General features: G+C 45.3%; 14 protein-coding genes. 5 read left to right on the plus strand and 9 right to left on the minus strand.

What is annotated here, in order from left to right; translation table 11 throughout:
• Positions 1 to 154 precede the first annotated feature (154 nt).
• The 7 genes from R7O12_RS12930 to R7O12_RS12960 form a co-directional block, all read right to left on the minus strand.
• On the minus strand, positions 155 to 2,032 hold the full coding sequence (locus R7O12_RS12930) for a propionyl-CoA synthetase (RefSeq protein WP_318125907.1): 1,878 nt from the start codon (positions 2,030 to 2,032) through the stop codon (positions 155 to 157).
• 77 nt (positions 2,033 to 2,109) lie between these two features.
• Positions 2,110 to 3,306 carry a 2-methylaconitate cis-trans isomerase PrpF gene (prpF, locus tag R7O12_RS12935; protein WP_132937112.1) on the minus strand — a complete coding sequence of 399 codons (1,197 nt, stop codon included), beginning with the start codon at positions 3,304 to 3,306 and terminating at the stop codon, positions 2,110 to 2,112.
• A gap of 9 nt (positions 3,307 to 3,315) precedes the next feature.
• A complete protein-coding gene (gene acnD / locus R7O12_RS12940; protein WP_132937111.1) occupies positions 3,316 to 5,907 on the minus strand; it encodes a Fe/S-dependent 2-methylisocitrate dehydratase AcnD in 2,592 nt (863 codons plus the stop codon).
• A gap of 156 nt (positions 5,908 to 6,063) precedes the next feature.
• A complete protein-coding gene (gene prpC, locus R7O12_RS12945; RefSeq protein WP_005377283.1) occupies positions 6,064 to 7,206 on the minus strand; it encodes a 2-methylcitrate synthase in 1,143 nt (380 codons plus the stop codon).
• Between the two features lie 132 nt (positions 7,207 to 7,338).
• Positions 7,339 to 8,235, minus strand: coding sequence for a methylisocitrate lyase (prpB, locus tag R7O12_RS12950; RefSeq protein WP_318125910.1), 897 nt, complete (start codon positions 8,233 to 8,235; stop codon positions 7,339 to 7,341).
• A 12-nt stretch (positions 8,236 to 8,247) separates the two neighbouring features.
• Complete coding sequence (locus R7O12_RS12955) at positions 8,248 to 8,961, minus strand: GntR family transcriptional regulator (RefSeq protein ID WP_005377279.1); 714 nt, start codon at positions 8,959 to 8,961, stop codon at positions 8,248 to 8,250.
• Positions 8,962 to 9,225: 264 nt separating this feature from the next.
• The gene (locus R7O12_RS12960; RefSeq protein WP_017633774.1) at positions 9,226 to 9,624 is read right to left on the minus strand and encodes a GFA family protein; all 399 of its coding nucleotides are present in this window, start codon (positions 9,622 to 9,624) and stop codon (positions 9,226 to 9,228) included.
• 266 nt (positions 9,625 to 9,890) lie between these two features.
• Between R7O12_RS12960 and R7O12_RS12965 the strand changes: the two genes are divergently transcribed.
• The 5 genes from R7O12_RS12965 (at position 9,891) to R7O12_RS12985 (ending at position 14,776) form a co-directional block, all read left to right on the plus strand.
• On the plus strand, positions 9,891 to 10,862 hold the full coding sequence (locus R7O12_RS12965; protein ID WP_005388181.1) for a tripartite tricarboxylate transporter substrate binding protein: 972 nt from the start codon (positions 9,891 to 9,893) through the stop codon (positions 10,860 to 10,862).
• Between the two features lie 238 nt (positions 10,863 to 11,100).
• A complete protein-coding gene (locus R7O12_RS12970) occupies positions 11,101 to 11,595 on the plus strand; it encodes a tripartite tricarboxylate transporter TctB family protein (protein WP_005388179.1) in 495 nt (164 codons plus the stop codon).
• A 19-nt stretch (positions 11,596 to 11,614) separates the two neighbouring features.
• A complete protein-coding gene (locus R7O12_RS12975; RefSeq protein ID WP_318125912.1) occupies positions 11,615 to 13,129 on the plus strand; it encodes a tripartite tricarboxylate transporter permease in 1,515 nt (504 codons plus the stop codon).
• Positions 13,130 to 13,408: 279 nt separating this feature from the next.
• Positions 13,409 to 13,924: an adenylate kinase gene (locus R7O12_RS12980; RefSeq protein ID WP_047102687.1), complete on the plus strand. Its 516-nt coding sequence runs from the start codon at positions 13,409 to 13,411 to the stop codon at positions 13,922 to 13,924.
• Positions 13,925 to 14,005: 81 nt separating this feature from the next.
• The gene (locus tag R7O12_RS12985; protein ID WP_047102688.1) at positions 14,006 to 14,776 is read left to right on the plus strand and encodes a sulfite exporter TauE/SafE family protein; all 771 of its coding nucleotides are present in this window, start codon (positions 14,006 to 14,008) and stop codon (positions 14,774 to 14,776) included.
• A gap of 293 nt (positions 14,777 to 15,069) precedes the next feature.
• Here the strand turns inward: R7O12_RS12985 and R7O12_RS12990 are convergent, their stop codons facing one another.
• Both R7O12_RS12990 and R7O12_RS12995 read right to left on the minus strand, forming a co-directional pair.
• Positions 15,070 to 16,041 (minus strand): TAXI family TRAP transporter solute-binding subunit, encoded by a 972-nt coding sequence (locus R7O12_RS12990; protein ID WP_318125913.1) that lies wholly within the window; start codon positions 16,039 to 16,041, stop codon positions 15,070 to 15,072.
• A 259-nt stretch (positions 16,042 to 16,300) separates the two neighbouring features.
• A complete protein-coding gene (locus R7O12_RS12995) occupies positions 16,301 to 16,666 on the minus strand; it encodes a hypothetical protein (protein ID WP_017821699.1) in 366 nt (121 codons plus the stop codon).
• Positions 16,667 to 16,967: the final 301 nt, after the last annotated feature.

Consider the following 16,967-nt stretch of genomic DNA (forward strand, 5'->3'; position numbering starts at 1 on the left):
GTGAGGAAAACGTCGTATTGGCAAGTCACAAATGCTTTCACGATACGTTTGTACTGTTTGAACAACAAAAAGGCCCCTGCACTTAATAAACGTACAGAGGCAGAACCAACCAACAGAGTTCGAGGATCAGGGGTTAGTTAGAATTGAGTTTTTCTCAGCGTCGTAGCACTCGCTCAATTTCGTTCAAGCTACTTGGGTCATCAATCGTTGACGGAACGGTGTATTTTTCACCATCAGCTATTTGACGTATAGTTCGACGCAAAATTTTACCTGAACGTGTTTTCGGTAAACGGTCTACAACCAACGCATGCTTGAAGCAAGCAACTGCACCTATCTCACTACGCACTTTGCCAACAAGCTCACCTTCAAGGTCTAGCTCATCTACTTTGACGCCGTCTTTCAGTACCACAAAACCAAGTGGAAGCTGACCTTTTAGATCATCGTGGATACCAACCACCGCACATTCTGCAATCGCTGGGTGGCCTCCTACTATTTCTTCCATTTCACCTGTCGACAATCGGTGTCCCGCGACATTAATCACGTCATCAATACGTCCCATAATAAACAGGTAACCGTCTTCATCCAGATAGCCACCATCACCTGACACGTAGTAGCCTGGGAATTGGCTAAGATAACCAGTTTCAAAACGGTCATGATTACGCCAAACCGTTGGCAGACAACTTGGTGGTAGCGGACGTTTTAATGCGACAAAGCCTTGTTGGTTAGGCCCGACAGCCTCTCCAAGTTCATTCAGAATCTCGACCTGATAACCCGGAATGGGCTTCGTCGAAGAACCAGCTTTAACTGGCATCATTTCGACACCTGTCGGGTTGCCGGCGATGGCCCAGCCCGTCTCGGTTTGCCACCAGTGGTCAATAACGGGCTTGTCCGCTTTGCTCTGAACCCACTCCAGTGTCGGAGGGTCAAGGCGTTCTCCCGCCATAAAGATGGTTTTCAGATTCGACAAGTCGTACTGTTTTAAGTGCTCGCCTTCCGGGTCCTCTTTCTTAATCGCACGAAACGCCGTTGGTGCAGAGAACAACGCATCTACTTTATATTCATCACACACTCGCCAAAATGCGCCAGGTTCCGGTGTTCGAACAGGCTTGCCTTCGAATAGGATAGTAGTGCAACCGTGAATCAGTGGAGCGTAAACAATGTAAGAGTGCCCTACTACCCAGCCCACATCAGATGCCGCCCAAAAGACGCCATCTTGAGGAATGTTATAGATTGCGCTCATGGAGTACTTCATCGCGACAGCATGACCACCGTTATCACGCACAACGCCTTTCGGCTTACCTGTCGTACCCGATGTATAAAGTATGTAGAGCGGCTCGGTTGCTAACACCGGAACACAACCATGTGGCAGCGCTTGGTTGTACTCTCGCTGCCAATCTAAGTCTCTATCTTGGTTTAGCTCAGCGTCGCACTCTGGACGTTGGAAAACAAACACTTTCTCAGGCTTCCAACGGCTGTCCATAATGGCTTTGTCTACCATTGGTTTGTATGGAATGACTTTGTTGATCTCAATCCCGCACGACGCCGTCATGATCACTTTCGGCTCTGCATCTTCAATTCGTACAGCAAGCTCATTAGGTGCAAAACCACCGAATACTACGGAATGAATCGCCCCCAAACGCGCGCAGGCAAGCATCGCCATTGCGGCTTCTGGGATCATCGGCATATAAATAACGACTCGGTTGCCTTTTTCAACACCTTGAGCAGACAGCATGCCAGCAATTTTTGCTACTTGGTCACGTAGATCGCTATAGGTGTACGTGGCTTTACGACCTGTCACTGGCGAGTCATAAATGAGTGCAGTATTATCACCGCGTCCTTGCTCGCAATGGTAATCTAATGCTAACCAGCACGTATTCATTACACCATCTGGAAACCAACGTTCTATGCCGTTTTCATCAGATTTCAAGATAGTTTTAGGAGATTCGAACCAATCGATATTCTCCGCTTGAGCGCGCCAAAAACTCTCCGGTTCATTCTTCGCCCATAAGTATTCTTTTTCGTATGAAGACATATTGCTTCCTCCAGTATGTCCTGACATTGCTCTCGTTCTACTCAAAGATCGCTCTTTTAATCCAAAGATCGTCTCTTTTAATCGAAGACATAGAAGGGTACACGCACAAATCCCTCCATCAGTATTCTCGCACTTCGGCTCATAATGGCTTTTTGCACCACCCAGCCCTGCTCAGTTTGCTTCGTTTGTGCCCCAACTTTTAACGTTCCTGACGGGTGACCAAAAGTCACGGACTCTTTTTCACCGCCACCAGCGGCTAAATTCACTAACGTTCCGGGCACACACGCAGCAGAAGCGATAGCAACGGCTGCTGTTCCCATCATTGCATGATGTAGCTTGCCCATCGACAGCGCGCGAACGAGCACATCAATATCCGACTCATTAACGGCTTTACCACTTGAAGACAGGTAACTTTTCGGTTTAGAAACAAACGCTATTTTCGGCGTATGTTGGCGTGTTTGAGCTTCTTCTAAATCAGAAATCAGGCCCATTTTTAACGCGCCATATGCGCGGATGGATTCGAACATCGCTAATGCTGTGTCATCGTTGTTGACATCGTCTTGCAGCTCGGTGCCCTGATATCCTATCGATTCAGCATCAATAAAAATGGTTGGTATGCCCGCGTTAATAAAGGTCGCGTTGAACGTACCCACATCCGGCACCACCAAATCATCAACTAAGTTGCCCGTTGGGAACATACTTCCTTCGCCATCGGAAGGATCAACAAAATCCACTTGAATCTCTGCCGCTGGAAACGTGACACCATCGAGTTCAAACTCTCCGGTTTCTTGGACGAAACCATTGACGATTGGCACGTGAATCAAGATGGTTTTGCTGATGTTCACCTGCCAAACACGCACCGTCACAATTCCATTTTCTGGAATGCGGTCTTGTGGGATCAGACCAGCATGAATGGCGAAAGGACCGACAGCGGCAGACAAGTTGCCGCAGTTACCGCTCCAATCGACGAATGGTTTGTCGATCGACACTTGGCCAAATAAGTAGTCAACATCGTGATCGGCTCTGCTGCTGCGCGAAACAATCACTGTTTTACTGGTGCTTGACGTCGCGCCCCCCATACCATCAATTTGCTTCGCGTACGGATCAGGGCTGCCAATAACACGTAACAACAGTTTGTCACGTGCGGCTCCAGCCACTTGCGCTTCTTGAGGCAAATCCTCTAGGTTGAAAAAGACACCTTTACTCGTGCCGCCACGCATGTACGTCGCGGACACTTTTATTTGGCTTGTTTGATTCGGAGTATTATTTGACATACGCACTCCTTATTGTGCCAAGAAATCTTGCGCGAAACGCTGCAGAACACCGCCTGCGTTGTACACGTGAACTTCGTCAGCGGTATCTAAGCGACAAGTAACCGGAACATCGACTTTATCGCCGTTGCTGCGTGTGATAACCAGCGCTAAATCAGCGCCCGGCTTGATTTCTCCAACCACGTCGTAAAGTTCCGTACCATCCAGCTCTAGCGTATTGCGGTTAACGCCTGGCTTAAATTGCAGTGGTAGTACGCCCATGCCAACCAAGTTAGTACGGTGAATACGCTCAAAGCCTTCAGCAACAATGGCTTCTACGCCTGCCAGTCGAACGCCTTTTGCTGCCCAGTCACGGGATGACCCCTGACCGTAATCCGCGCCAGCCACCACGATCAATGGTTGTTTACGATTCATGTAGGTTTCAATCGCTTCCCACATACGAACCATCTGCCCATCTGGCTCTACACGCGCCAGAGATCCCTGCACGACTTCGCCGTTTTCCTTCACCATTTCATTGAACAACTTTGGGTTAGCGAAGGTCGCGCGTTGCGCCGTTAAGTGGTCACCACGGTGAGTCGCGTAAGAGTTGAAATCCTCTTCTGGCACACCCATTTTCGCTAAGTATTCACCTGCTGCGCTGCTTGCGAGAATCGCGTTGGATGGTGATAAGTGATCAGTGGTGATGTTGTCGCCCAGAATCGCCAATGGACGCATACCAGACAATGTTCTTTCTCCCGCTAGCGCACCTTCCCAGTAGGGTGGTCGGCGGATATAGGTACTCATCGGACGCCAGTCGTACAGCGGGTTGGGATTTTGCTCTTGATCATTCAGCTTAAACATCTGAATGTAAACTTGCTTAAACTGCTCAGGTTTAACATGAGTACCGACAACTGCATCGATCTCTTCATCGCTTGGCCACAAATCATTTAAGTAAATTGGTTTGCCGTTTTGGTCCGTGCCAAGCGCATCGCGCTCGATATCAAAACGAATGGTACCGGCCAGCGCATAAGCGACAACCAATGGTGGTGAAGCCAAGAAAGCTTGTTTGGCGTACGGATGGATTCGACCATCAAAGTTACGGTTACCAGAAAGCACCGCTGTCGCATATAAATCACGGTCGATGATCTCTTGTTGGATTTTTGGATCCAGCGCACCACTCATACCGTTACAAGTTGTACATGCGTAACCAACAATGCCAAAGCCAAGCTTCTCTAGCTCTGGTAATAAGCCCGCTTCTTCCAGATACAAGCGTGCAACTTTAGAACCCGGAGCAAAAGACGATTTCACCCACGGTTTACGTACAAGACCAAGTTCGTTGGCTTTCTTCGCCACAAGGCCAGCAGCAACCACGTTTCTTGGGTTACTGGTATTCGTACATGAGGTAATAGCAGCGATGATCACTGCACCATCTGGCAACTCGCCTTCTTTCTCTTCCCACGCTCCAGAAATGCCGCGCTGTGCCAACTCAGAAGTTGGTAAACGACGATGAGGGTTTGACGGACCAGCCAAGTTACGGCTAACTGATGATAAATCGAACTCAAGTACGCGCTCGTAAACTGCGCTATCAAGATCGTCTGCCCAAAGACCGGTTTGTTTTGCGTAATTTTCTACTAAAGCAACTTGTTCTTCATCTCGACCAGTTAGTTTCAAGTAATTGATGGTCTGCTCATCAATATAAAACATGCCAGCTGTTGCGCCGTATTCTGGTGTCATGTTTGAAATCGTTGCGCGGTCTCCGATCGTTAGATCACGTGCGCCTTCTCCAAAGAATTCAAGATATGAAGATACCACACGCTCATTACGAAGAAACTCAGTAATCGCGAGGACAATATCCGTTGCGGTAATGCCCGGTTGACGTTTACCCGTCAGTTTGACACCGACAATATCTGGTAGACGCATCATTGATGGTCGGCCAAGCATGACGGTTTCTGCTTCCAGACCACCGACACCTATCGCAATAACACCAAGAGCGTCTACGTGAGGCGTGTGACTGTCCGTACCCACACAGGTGTCAGGGTAGGCAATGCCCTGCTTTGCTTGTACCACAGGAGACATTTTTTCCAAGTTGATTTGGTGCATGATGCCATTCCCAGCTGGAATCACGCTGACGTTTTCAAACGCTGTTTTACACCACTCAATAAAGTGGAATCGGTCTTCATTACGGCGCTCTTCAATCGCGCGGTTTTTGTCGAAGGCATCAGGGTCAAAGCCCGCATGTTCAACCGCTAAAGAGTGGTCAACGATCAATTGTGTCTCAACCACTGGGTTCACTTTTGCAGGATCACCGCCCTGATCTGAAATGGCATCGCGCAGACCCGCTAAATCGACTAGAGCGGTCTGACCAAGAATGTCATGACAAACAACGCGTGCTGGATACCAAGGAAAATCAAGATCGCGTTTGCGTTCAATTAACTGTTTCAGGCTATCTGTCAATGTGTTCGGGTCACAGCGGCGGACCAGTTGCTCAGCTAGCACGCGAGAGGTATAAGGGAGTGTTTCATAGGCTCCAGGAGAAATGGCATTGACGGCTTCGCGTGCATCAAAATAATCCAGTTGAGTTCCCGGAAGCGGCTTACGATATTGAGTATTAATATTTGTGTTCATGGTTTGCTTCCATTCAGTCTTTACATCTTGCCTTCATCAAGGTTTTCCATTGCTCCAGAAACACAGTGATGAGAGGATCTCCTTCCTCTGTTAGAGAGAATGACAAAGGAAGGAGGTGGTCAACCAAAGCATATAATGCCCTCGTTGACCTTCGCGCTAGCGATTCTCGATAGGCACCCATTCTTGATGATCTGGGCCCGTATAATCGGCACTTGGGCGAATAATACGGTTATTGGCACGCTGTTCATAAACGTGTGCAGCCCAGCCCGTTAAACGACTCATCACAAAGATTGGGGTAAATAGTTTGGTTGGAATGTCCATGAAGTGGTAAGCCGATGCATGGAAGAAGTCCGCATTACAGAACAGACCTTTCTCTCGCTTCATCACTGATTCAACACGCTCAGAAACCGCATATAGATGAGTATCACCAACTTGTTTCGATAGCTCTTTGGACCAGCGTTTTATTAAGGCGTTGCGAGGGTCACTTTCACGATAAATCGCATGACCAAATCCCATGATCTTGTCTTTATTGGCTAGCATTTTCATGATGTTCGCTTCCGCCTCGTCGGGCGTTTGCCAATCTTCAATCATTTCCATCGCCGCTTCGTTCGCACCGCCGTGAAGTGGTCCACGAAGCGTACCGATTGCTGCCGTGATACAAGAATGGATGTCTGACAACGTTGATGCACAAACGCGTGCTGCGAATGTAGAAGCATTAAACTCATGTTCAGCATAAAGAATGAGCGAGCAATGCATCACTTGTTTGTGCAGCGCAGATGGCGCTTTGTCTGTAAGTAATCGTAAGAAGTAACCACCGATGCAATCTTCAGTCTGATCCTCGGTGTTGATACGCACGCCATCATGACTAAAGCGGTACCAGTAACAGATGATGGCAGGGAACAAGGCAAGCATACGTTCGGTTGCTTTCAGTTGCTCCTCGAAGCTCATTTCTTGCTCTAGGTTACCCAATACAGAACAACCCGTGCGCATTACGTCCATTGGGTGTGCGCTTGCAGGAATTAACTCTAAAGCTTGTTTTAGCTCGGCTGGCAAACCTCTAAGGCTGAGTAGGTGTGTCTTGTATGCATCGAGTTCTTGTTGATTCGGCAAGTGACCGCGTAACAGAAGGTGAGCCACTTCTTCAAACTGTGCGTTGTTCGCAAGATCAGTAATATCGTATCCACGATAAGTTAAACCAGTTCCCGTTTTTCCGACAGTACATAAAGCTGTGCTTCCTGCGCTTTGACCACGAAGGCCTGCGCCACCTAATTCTGCTTTCTTTTCTGCAGTTTGAGACATTGTTTGAACTCCTTTTCTGTCTGACTTTTCCCTCTCTGGGGTGTTTTTAGCCAAACGAATTTCACGTTATTAGATGAGATAAATTCCGATTATCTTTTTCTTGGGCTTCCGTTTATTTTTGCTTTTCCCCCGCTATTTCCCTTCAGAGAATAACTGGTCAAGTTTGTCTTCGTAGTCGTGGTAATTCAGGTGCTGATACAACTCTTTACGTGTTTGCATCGAATCAACCAGTGCTTCCTGATTACCCACTTCTAGCAAATGTTTGTAGACCGTTTCAGCAGCTTTGTTCATGGCACGGAACGCACTTAATGGATAAAGCACCATGTCCACTTTTGCTTTCGCTAGCTCATCGCAGCCATACAGCGGTGTCGCGCCAAATTCTGTAATATTCGCCAGAATAGGAACGTGCTTTCCGGTCGCTTGCTCAAGCGCATTTGAAAACTGAAGGTACTGGTCCAGCTTGTTCATCGCTTCTGGGAAGATCATGTCTGCGCCAGCTTCCACACACGCAATCGCGCGCTCGATTGCGCTGTCCATGCCTTCAACAGCTAACGCGTCAGTACGAGCCATAATCACGAAACTTTCATCATTGCGTGCATCAACCGCGGCTTTTACACGATCAACCATCTCTTGCTGGCTGACTATTGCTTTGTTCGGACGATGACCACAACGTTTCTGTGCGACTTGGTCTTCCATGTGCACCACTGCCGCGCCCGCTTTTTCCATCGCTTTGATCGTGCGAGCAATGTTAAATGCACCGCCAAAGCCCGTGTCGATATCAACCAAAAGAGGCAAATCACATGCGTTAGTAATACGGTCAACATCAACCAAAACGTCGTTTAATGTTGTGATACCGAGATCCGGCAATCCGTATGACGCATTTGCGATACCACCACCAGACAAGTAGATCGCTTGGTGACCCAAGTTTTTTGCCATCATGGCGCAATACGGGTTTATAGTGCCGACAATTTGTAGTGGATTATTTTGTTCAATGGCGAGTCTGAATTTCGCTCCCGGTGTTAAGCTCATGACGAATTCCTTCTAGTCTTTGTCTAAACTTTCTGTATGTATAATTTGAGATTGGATGAGCTTTCGACTTCCTGATATGTGTCTTCTCATCAACATTTCTGCAAGCTCTTCATCGCGATTGCGAATGGCTTCCAAAATGAATTTGTGTTCGGTGAGCGCCTCATTCGGGCGAGATTGCGCACGTGGCGACTGGTAACGATACATCCGTAATAAGTGATAGAGTTCATCACACAGCAGAGATATTAACTTACTGTTTCTGCTCGCTTGGATGATGCGATAGTGAAAATCAAAGTCACCATGTTGATGGAAGTAAGACGCGCCTTCCATTTGGTCTATATGCTTGGAATGTGTCGACAATAGCATTTCCAAGCTTAAGAGCTCTTCTTGCGTAATGTGTCGCGCAGCTAACCTTGCTGCCATGCCTTCCAATGCTTCTCGAACGGCATAAAGTTCTATCAGCTTTTCCGGAGAAAAAGTGGTCACTCTGGCCCCAACATGAGGAATTCGCTCGATGAGCCCTAGCCCCTCTAAGCGCATCAATGCTTCACGCAAAGGCCCACGACTGACTTGATATTTCTTTGCTAGCTCAGGCTCTGATATCTTATGGCCAGGCTTCACATCGCCATTAACAATGACTTCAATCAGTGTTTCGGTCAGCGTTTCAGATTTGGTGTGTTCTTTCTCAGAACCCAGCACTTTATAACGAGCTTTCAACTCAGAGTTCATATTCAGATACTCTTGTTACCGACATCGAAATGTCTACAATTTCTTAACCTGAATATAAAGTAGTCGATCAAAGTGTCGACAATCAAGTAAATTGTCGACAATTTAGACTAAGGTCGTAATTTAAATGGGCCTAAAATGCCCATTAAGTGCCTTTTTTAGCAGAAATAAAGAATGGTGAGTTCATATTGTCGACAACTTATAAACCTTTAAGCTTATGATCTAAAAACTAAAAGCTCAGCTGTCGAACAATAATCGGATAAAAAACTATTCTTTAGGTACAAATTGATCAAAGACTTGTTGCGAAGTCATCTTTTGTGAAGCGGAATTGAGGTCATAATAAGCTGGCTTTTCATCGGTAAAAATCTCTAAAGTGAGTTTGAAATCTGGGTTATCGAACAAACCAGCGGAAAGAATGTACTCACCTGTCGGCAACAAATGGTAGAAAAGGTTTGTGCCACACTCACCGCAAAACCCCCTCACTCCCCAGTCTGACGACTGATAACGTTTAGGTTCGCCACCTTTAAACGTCACGTTAGGCCCACAATGCACCGCATGAAGTGCGCCACTCGACCATTTTCGACACATAGAGCAATGGCACAGGCTAACCTCATTTTTAACCTCAGCGATGACTTCAATTGCGCCGCACAAACACGTCCCTTTCATTCTCTTTTCCTCGTTCATTTTCCGTCATTTTATTATGGCCTACCAAAGCGTAAAGCCGCGTGACCTAACACCAACTTCTCGCCGTGAACTTTATGAACAAAATAACCGAAATGCTCAATATTCTCTTTATATCTCTTTTACAGACAGATATTTAACACTTAATTAACCTTTACACCAAGTTCAGCTTTAACGCTTACAAGGCATAACAACTGAGCAAAAACAATAAGGCTCAACTAAATAGAGTCGCTAACATAAGGAACGTGAACATGTTAAAGGTACTCAAACCAACGCTCGCCGCTTCAATCATCGCAGCTTCATTTTCATTCAACGCTCTTGCTGCAGATATTGAAAAAATGCACTTTCTTATCCCTGGAGGTGCCGGTGGCGGTTGGGACATGACCGCCCGAGGTACTGGTGATGTATTAATAAAGTCGGACATCGTTGAAACCGTATCATTTCAAAACCTATCTGGTGGTGGCGGTGGCAAAGCAATCGCACATTTGATTGAAACGGCTGATCGTCAAGAAGATACACTCATGGTGAACTCAACACCGATCGTCGTTCGCTCGCTCAGTGGGATCTTCCCACAATCTTTCCGCGACTTGACTCCTGTTGCCGCAACGGTTGCCGATTATGGCGCCATTGTTACATCAGCCGATTCTCCTTACAGCTCTTGGGAAGATGTCGTTAAAGCTTTTAAAGAAAACCCTCGTAAAGTGAAGGTTGCTGGTGGCTCTGCTCGTGGTTCTATGGATCATTTGGTTATAGCAGCGGCTTTCAAAGGTGAAGGTTTTGATGCGCGCAAAGTTCGTTACATTGCCTATGATGCAGGTGGAAAAGCCATGGCTGCCCTACTTTCAGGCGAAACACAACTGCTCTCTACAGGGTTAGGTGAAGTACTCGAAATGTCTAAGTCTGGGCAAGTGAAAGTGTTAGCGATTACAGCACCAAAACGTTTAGAAGCTGCGCCTAACATTCCAACTCTCACCGAATATGGTAATGAAACTGTCTTTGCTAACTGGCGTGGATTCTTTGCAGCACCAGGCACAAGCCAAGAAAAGCTAGATGAATGGAATGCCGCATTTACTAAAATGTATAACACCGACGAATGGCAAGTCGTTCGAGACCGCAATGGTTGGATCGACAACTATAAAGCGGATAAAGCATTCTTCGCGTTTCTTGAAGATCAAGAGCAACAGATGGGTGACTTAATGCGCGAGTTAGGCTTCCTGAAGTAACAATCGAATTGGGGTCCCTCAGATACCAACCTCAATGAATAACGTAGGTTGGTATTTCCCCATTGTATTTGCACTCTAAGTTTCACCGCATATGGACATTGTCGACAATCGACATGCACACTCCTTTGTTTATATACCCAAAGCGGCTCGACTAGCAGCGAAATGCTTAATTGTTAATGGTTTAGTTTATTCATTGACGTCCATATGCGGTCTTTTTTACTTTTGTTAGGAGTTGAATATGCCTCGTTCAACCAACTTTTTCACCAAAGAGTATTTGCTCTGTCGTGACCGCGTCGGCGCAATGATCTTTCTACTTTTCTGTCTTTGCTACGGTTATCAAACCTCACAAATTCCATTGTTTCCAGGTGATGAGTATGAACCATTCACCGCACGTACTCTGCCAACCATCCTGACTTACGTTGGTGTCGGCCTTTCTTTGCTATTGCTGGTGACAGGACAACCAGATAAACAAAGTGGCGCAGTGCTGACCTTCAATTGGAAGTTACTGATTGCCTTTTTAATTTTAATGGCACTCTACGGCGTGGGCCTGACTTATCTAGGTTTTGTGATAGCTACTGGCTTCTTTTTATTGGCTGGCTTTTATCTGCTCGGGGAAAGACGTAAACCCGTTCTGTTTGGCGCGTCGTTTCCATTCGTGATCGCGTTCTACTTATTACTCACTCAAGGTTTGGACATCTATCTCGAACCGGGTTTGATTTTCACCATCTGGTAGTCAAAGAAAGGACTGAAATATGTTAGATGGAATTCTACAAGGTTTATCCACCGCAGTAATGCCAATGAACATTATGATGGTGATCGTGGGCTGCTTCGTCGGTACATTTATCGGCATGTTACCTGGACTTGGGCCGATCTCAGCCATTGCTTTGATGATCCCAATTACTTATGGCCTAGAGCCCTCCTCTGGCCTTATTTTAATGGCGGGTGTTTATTACGGTGCGGTATTTGGTGGTTCTACATCGTCGATTTTGATCAACGCGCCGGGTTGTTCTTCAACCGTGGTGACAGCATTCGACGGCTACCCAATGGCCCAAGGTAAAGCATTAGCTTTGGCAGCTTATTCATCTTTCACTGGCGGAACGTTATCTGCCATTATGTTGCTTGTTGCCGCACCAGCATTGGCTAGCGTCTCCCTTAGCTTCCAATCGTCGGACTATTTTGCGTTGATGCTACTTGGGTTATCAGCAGTCGCGGCTTTTGCGGGGAAAGGTCAGGTAATCAAAGCGTGGATGATGACCATTCTTGGTTTGATGCTATCTACAGTTGGAATCGATAAAGGCGTAGGCGTTGAACGCTTTACCTTCGGTTTAACGGATTTAATGGATGGCTTTAGCTTCTTGTTGCTTGCAATGGCGACATTCGCACTGGGTGAAACATTGATGGGCATTCTTAAACCATCAAAAGACACCAGCGATGAAGAACAAGAAAAGCTGAGCAACATTGGCTCAATGAAAGTGACCAAGGAAGAAATCAAAGATGTTGCGCCTGTTTCAATTCGCTCTTCAATATTAGGTTTCTTCACTGGCGTTCTTCCTGGCGCAGGGGCAACTATTGCTGCTTTTTTAAGCTATGGTATGGAGCGCAACCTCGCACCTAAAGAGAAAAAGGATGAGTTCGGTAAAGGCAGTATCCGTGGCTTGGTTGCGCCAGAGTCAGCAAACAACGCAGCGTCTAGTGGTTCATTTGTTCCACTGCTAACGCTTGGTATTCCGGGTTCTGGTACAACAGCAATAATGCTCGGCGCTCTGATCGCTTATGGTATTCAACCTGGCCCTCGCCTGTTTGTTGAACACCCAGATGTGTTCTGGTCAGTGATCATTTCCATGTACTTCGGCAACATCGTACTTGTGATCCTGAACTTACCGTTGATTCCGTATATTTCAAAGCTTTTGGCGGTTCCAAGAACGGTGCTTCTACCGATGATTTTATTCTTCTCAATCACCGGGGTTTATTTGGTCTCCTTTAACACTATGGATGTGTTCGTGATGCTGATTGTTGCTATGGCTGCCATTGCACTTCGGCTCGCTAACTTCCCGCTCGCACCTTTATTGCTGGGCTTCATCCTTGGAGGATTAATGGAAGAGAACTTACGCCGCGCATTAATGATTTCAGATGGAGAACTGAGTTTCCTATGGGAGCGTCCTATTACCCTTACCTTTACTGTTTTAGCTGTATTGGTATTGGCAAGTCCACTAATCGTAAAGCTGATTCAAAAGTTTAAAGCACAGCCAGTCAGCGTTGAGCAGTAATCGCTGTCTCTTTCAACCTAGATAAAGCCATCCATCGTGATGGCTTTATCTTCCGCCCTCCAAATCGTTCGCTTATTGTGCAGATGGTATTGACAAATCACTGTCGTTATATGAAGGTGATTGTATGAACACACACTTAGCGCAACTTAACCAACGAATTATCATCATTCCATAGGAATGGTGGGATTTTTTGATGCGCTCAGTATTTATCGAACCCACCCATAGCGGTGGGTTTTCTGTCTCTACCGTATGGGAAAAGCTCTCTTGGAGGCGGTCACTATGCAAAAAATAGCAGTTTTTGGTAAACCCGGTAGTGGAAAATCGACGGTAAGTAAAGTAATCTCGTCGGCTACCGGTCTTCCTCTTCATCAATTAGATTCAATAGTATATAAACCAAACGGTGATCCCGTTGAGCGTAGCGTTTTTGATGAAGCCCATAGCAATATACTAAGCTCAGATCGTTGGATTATAGATGGCCTTGGACCGATCAGCTCTTTCAACGCTCGTTTAGATGCAGCCGATACTCTCATTTATATTGATCTACCATACTCAGTAAGCTATTGGTTTGTGACGAAACGTCTCCTTAAAGGACTATTCATTAAACCTGAAGGTTGGCCTGATGGTAGTTCGGTACTGAAAGGAACGTTACAAAGCTACAAAGTTCTTCAGCAATGCCCCGCATTCTGGAATGATGACTTTATGTCTCGCCTCGAAGGGTACTCTCAAAGTAAAGCCGTTCATGTCATCAAAAACGTTACAGAACTGAACAATTTTGTTTTAGAGCGGGTAAAGTAAACCTCATATCAGAACATTAGAGCATGTAGGTTAGATCATCTGAAGCTCTAACAATAAAAAAGAACATAACAAGGATTGTTTATGCTTTTAGAACTCTCACTTTTATTCATTGCTGGCGTAATTGGTGGGATCATTAACTCCATAGCGGGAGGCGGAAGCTTTATTACTTTTCCGGCTCTATTGGCAGTTGGTGTTCCTCCTATTATGGCTAACGCAACAAACACATATGCTTCATGTGCGGGTTACATTAGTGGAGCCGTCGGGTTCAGAGAAGAGATCATGAAGAACAAGCATGAACTGCTGTTCACAGTCTCATTCAGTTTAGTCGGCGGCGCTGTCGGAGCATATCTGTTGCTCAACACGCCAGAATCGCTATTTATGGAAGCCATCCCTTGGTTACTCTTATTTGCCACCGTGCTTTTTCTCACCGGTTCTCGTTTAACAATGCTAATCAAAACTGTCGCGAAAGAGCACAAACATGCTGGCATACTCGGAGCAATCGCGTTGGGTTTACTACTTGTTGGTGTCTCTGCTTACGGTGGTTTTTTCAACGCAGGTTTAGGGGTTATTGTTCTGAGCTATCTGGTAGTAGCTGGCCACCAAGACATTAATTTAATGAACGGTTTGAAATTGCTCGTATCTACGTGTGTTTCACTCATTGCTATCGTGATTTTTGTTGCCAATGGCTCCATTGACTGGCACACAGGTAGTGTTGTTTTGGTCGGTACGTTGGTAGGTGGGTATCTTGCAGCTCGTGTATCTCGTCAACTGAATCCCAATCATGTTAAAGGGTTTGTTGCTCTTTCTTCTATTCTCATCACTATCTACTTTTTCATTGATGTTTATGTTTAAGCAAAACTTGTACAAGTGGATAACACTCCTACAAAAACACCAGCGCGAAAGATTAATGCAGATAGCTTAACGATTTTTTGTGTCACTCCAGCGAGGTTAGGAATCTAATAGCACTACACTGAGCGGCTAATGAAACCATTTTGATCACAAAGTGCTCGGATGGAAGATCCTGTATCACGCTCCTTCGTCGCTGTACAGGATGACGAGAGATAGAAATATGCCACTCGCAGTTAAACGAGTGGCATTGATCGAGAAAGATGGCGTTTTACATCAATAATAAGAGAGGGTAACGCTTACTTAATCAGCCCTACTTCTTTGTAGTATTTGAGCGCACCTGGGTGAAGAGGCGCAGATAAACCGTCTTTTACCATTTCCTCTTTCTTCAAGTTTGCAAACGCTGGGTGGAGACGGCGGAAATCATCGAAGTTTTCAAATACCGCTTTAACCACGTTATAAACCACATCTTCTGGTACCGCAGTAGAAGAAACAAACGTCGCGCCCACACCAAAGGTTTGAACATCACTATCTGTGCCACGATACATACCACCTGGGACATTTGCGACACGATAGAAGCTGTTGTCTGCAACCAGTTTTTCTACATTAGGTCCAGCTACCGTTACGATATTACTATCACACGACGTAGTGGCTTCTTTAATCGCTCCACTTGGGTGACCAACGGTATAAATCATCGCATCAATTTTGTTATCACAAAGTGCTTTTGATTGCTCTGCTGCTTTTAACTCAGAGACAAGCTTAAAGTCGTCGTTACTCCAACCATACTGGTTCATTAGCACTTCCATAGTACCTCGCTGACCAGAACCAGGATTACCAATGTTAACGCGCTTACCTTTCAAATCATCAAAAGTTTTGATGTTCGCGTCTTTACGTGCAACGACAGTAAACGGTTCTGGATGAACGGAGAAGACGGCGCGTAGCTCTTTAAAAGGCCCGCTTTCTTCAAACTTACTGGTTCCTTTGTAAGCATGATACTGCCAGTCTGATTGCGCGATACCGAGGTCCAATTCACCAGCACTAATAGTGTTGATGTTATAAATCGATCCCCCAGTACTTTCTACCGAACAACGGATACCGTGCTCTTCTCGCGATTTGTTAACCAAGCGACAAATAGCGCCACCAGTCGGATAATAAACCCCTGTTACGCCACCGGTACCAATCGTGACAAACGTTTCCTCCGCAGACGCAGAAAAGCCTGTTGTGAGTGCAGCCAAAGAAGCCGCAAGTGCGATTTGCTTAAACTTAAACATTGAACATCCCTTTTACTTGTGTTGATGACCGTTTAAGTATAGCAATCGTTAACAATTTGATAACGTTTAAGTTCTCATCCTTGGAGGTTAGCTTAGTAATCACCATTTTATTGGCATATTCTGCCGTTATATAATGGCTCTATATAAGCGTAAACCGTATAGTCTAGAAAATTAAATCTTTAGACTGATATGTCCATTCTAAATTATCTATTAAATAGAAATACTCAGGTCAAATTACTATAATCTTGTTAAATAACCTTTATTCTATATAAATATGATGAGTTATAACTCCAGCCAGAAGACATGATGTACTTGAAATAAATAATACGAATGAGAGAACAAACAATCGTTGAATATGAATTGGAACCTTATCCCTCTTCTCTAACATTTTATATCGTTTCGCATGAAAAGTGCTCAGAAAAACAGTTCCATATTGTAGTACTCCGTGACCTGATAAGAATATATTCAGAGTGTAGTATCGAACTCCATTATCAAGAGCATCTTCAAGATACTTCAACCACTTGGATTTCAAATAAATAACAAACAAAAACCAAGCAAATATACCTAAAATTCCAACCGTAGTCAGATAAATCACTAAATCTGATGCTAAACTGATATCTTCCATCTTCGACTACTTATTAAGTTGAGTTTTATATAATTCTGTTCCCAAATACTCACCAGTCGAACTACCATATTTTGTTATTGAGTATCTAATTACACCCTTCACTACAAAAAATTCTTAAACACACTTTTTGTGAATAATAATGGCACTTTAACTTAATTTTACGCAACAAGGCTACTATGAAGTTGTTAGCTTTGAGCTGAGTTCAACAAAAACAGTAACTTTTATGGGCTTTGTTGCGTAATTCGGACAGAAAACCAAGTCGTCCGAAATTGAATAATTATCAAACAATATACTGAGTTTC

Source organism: Vibrio sp. Vb1574 (assembly GCF_033338675.1).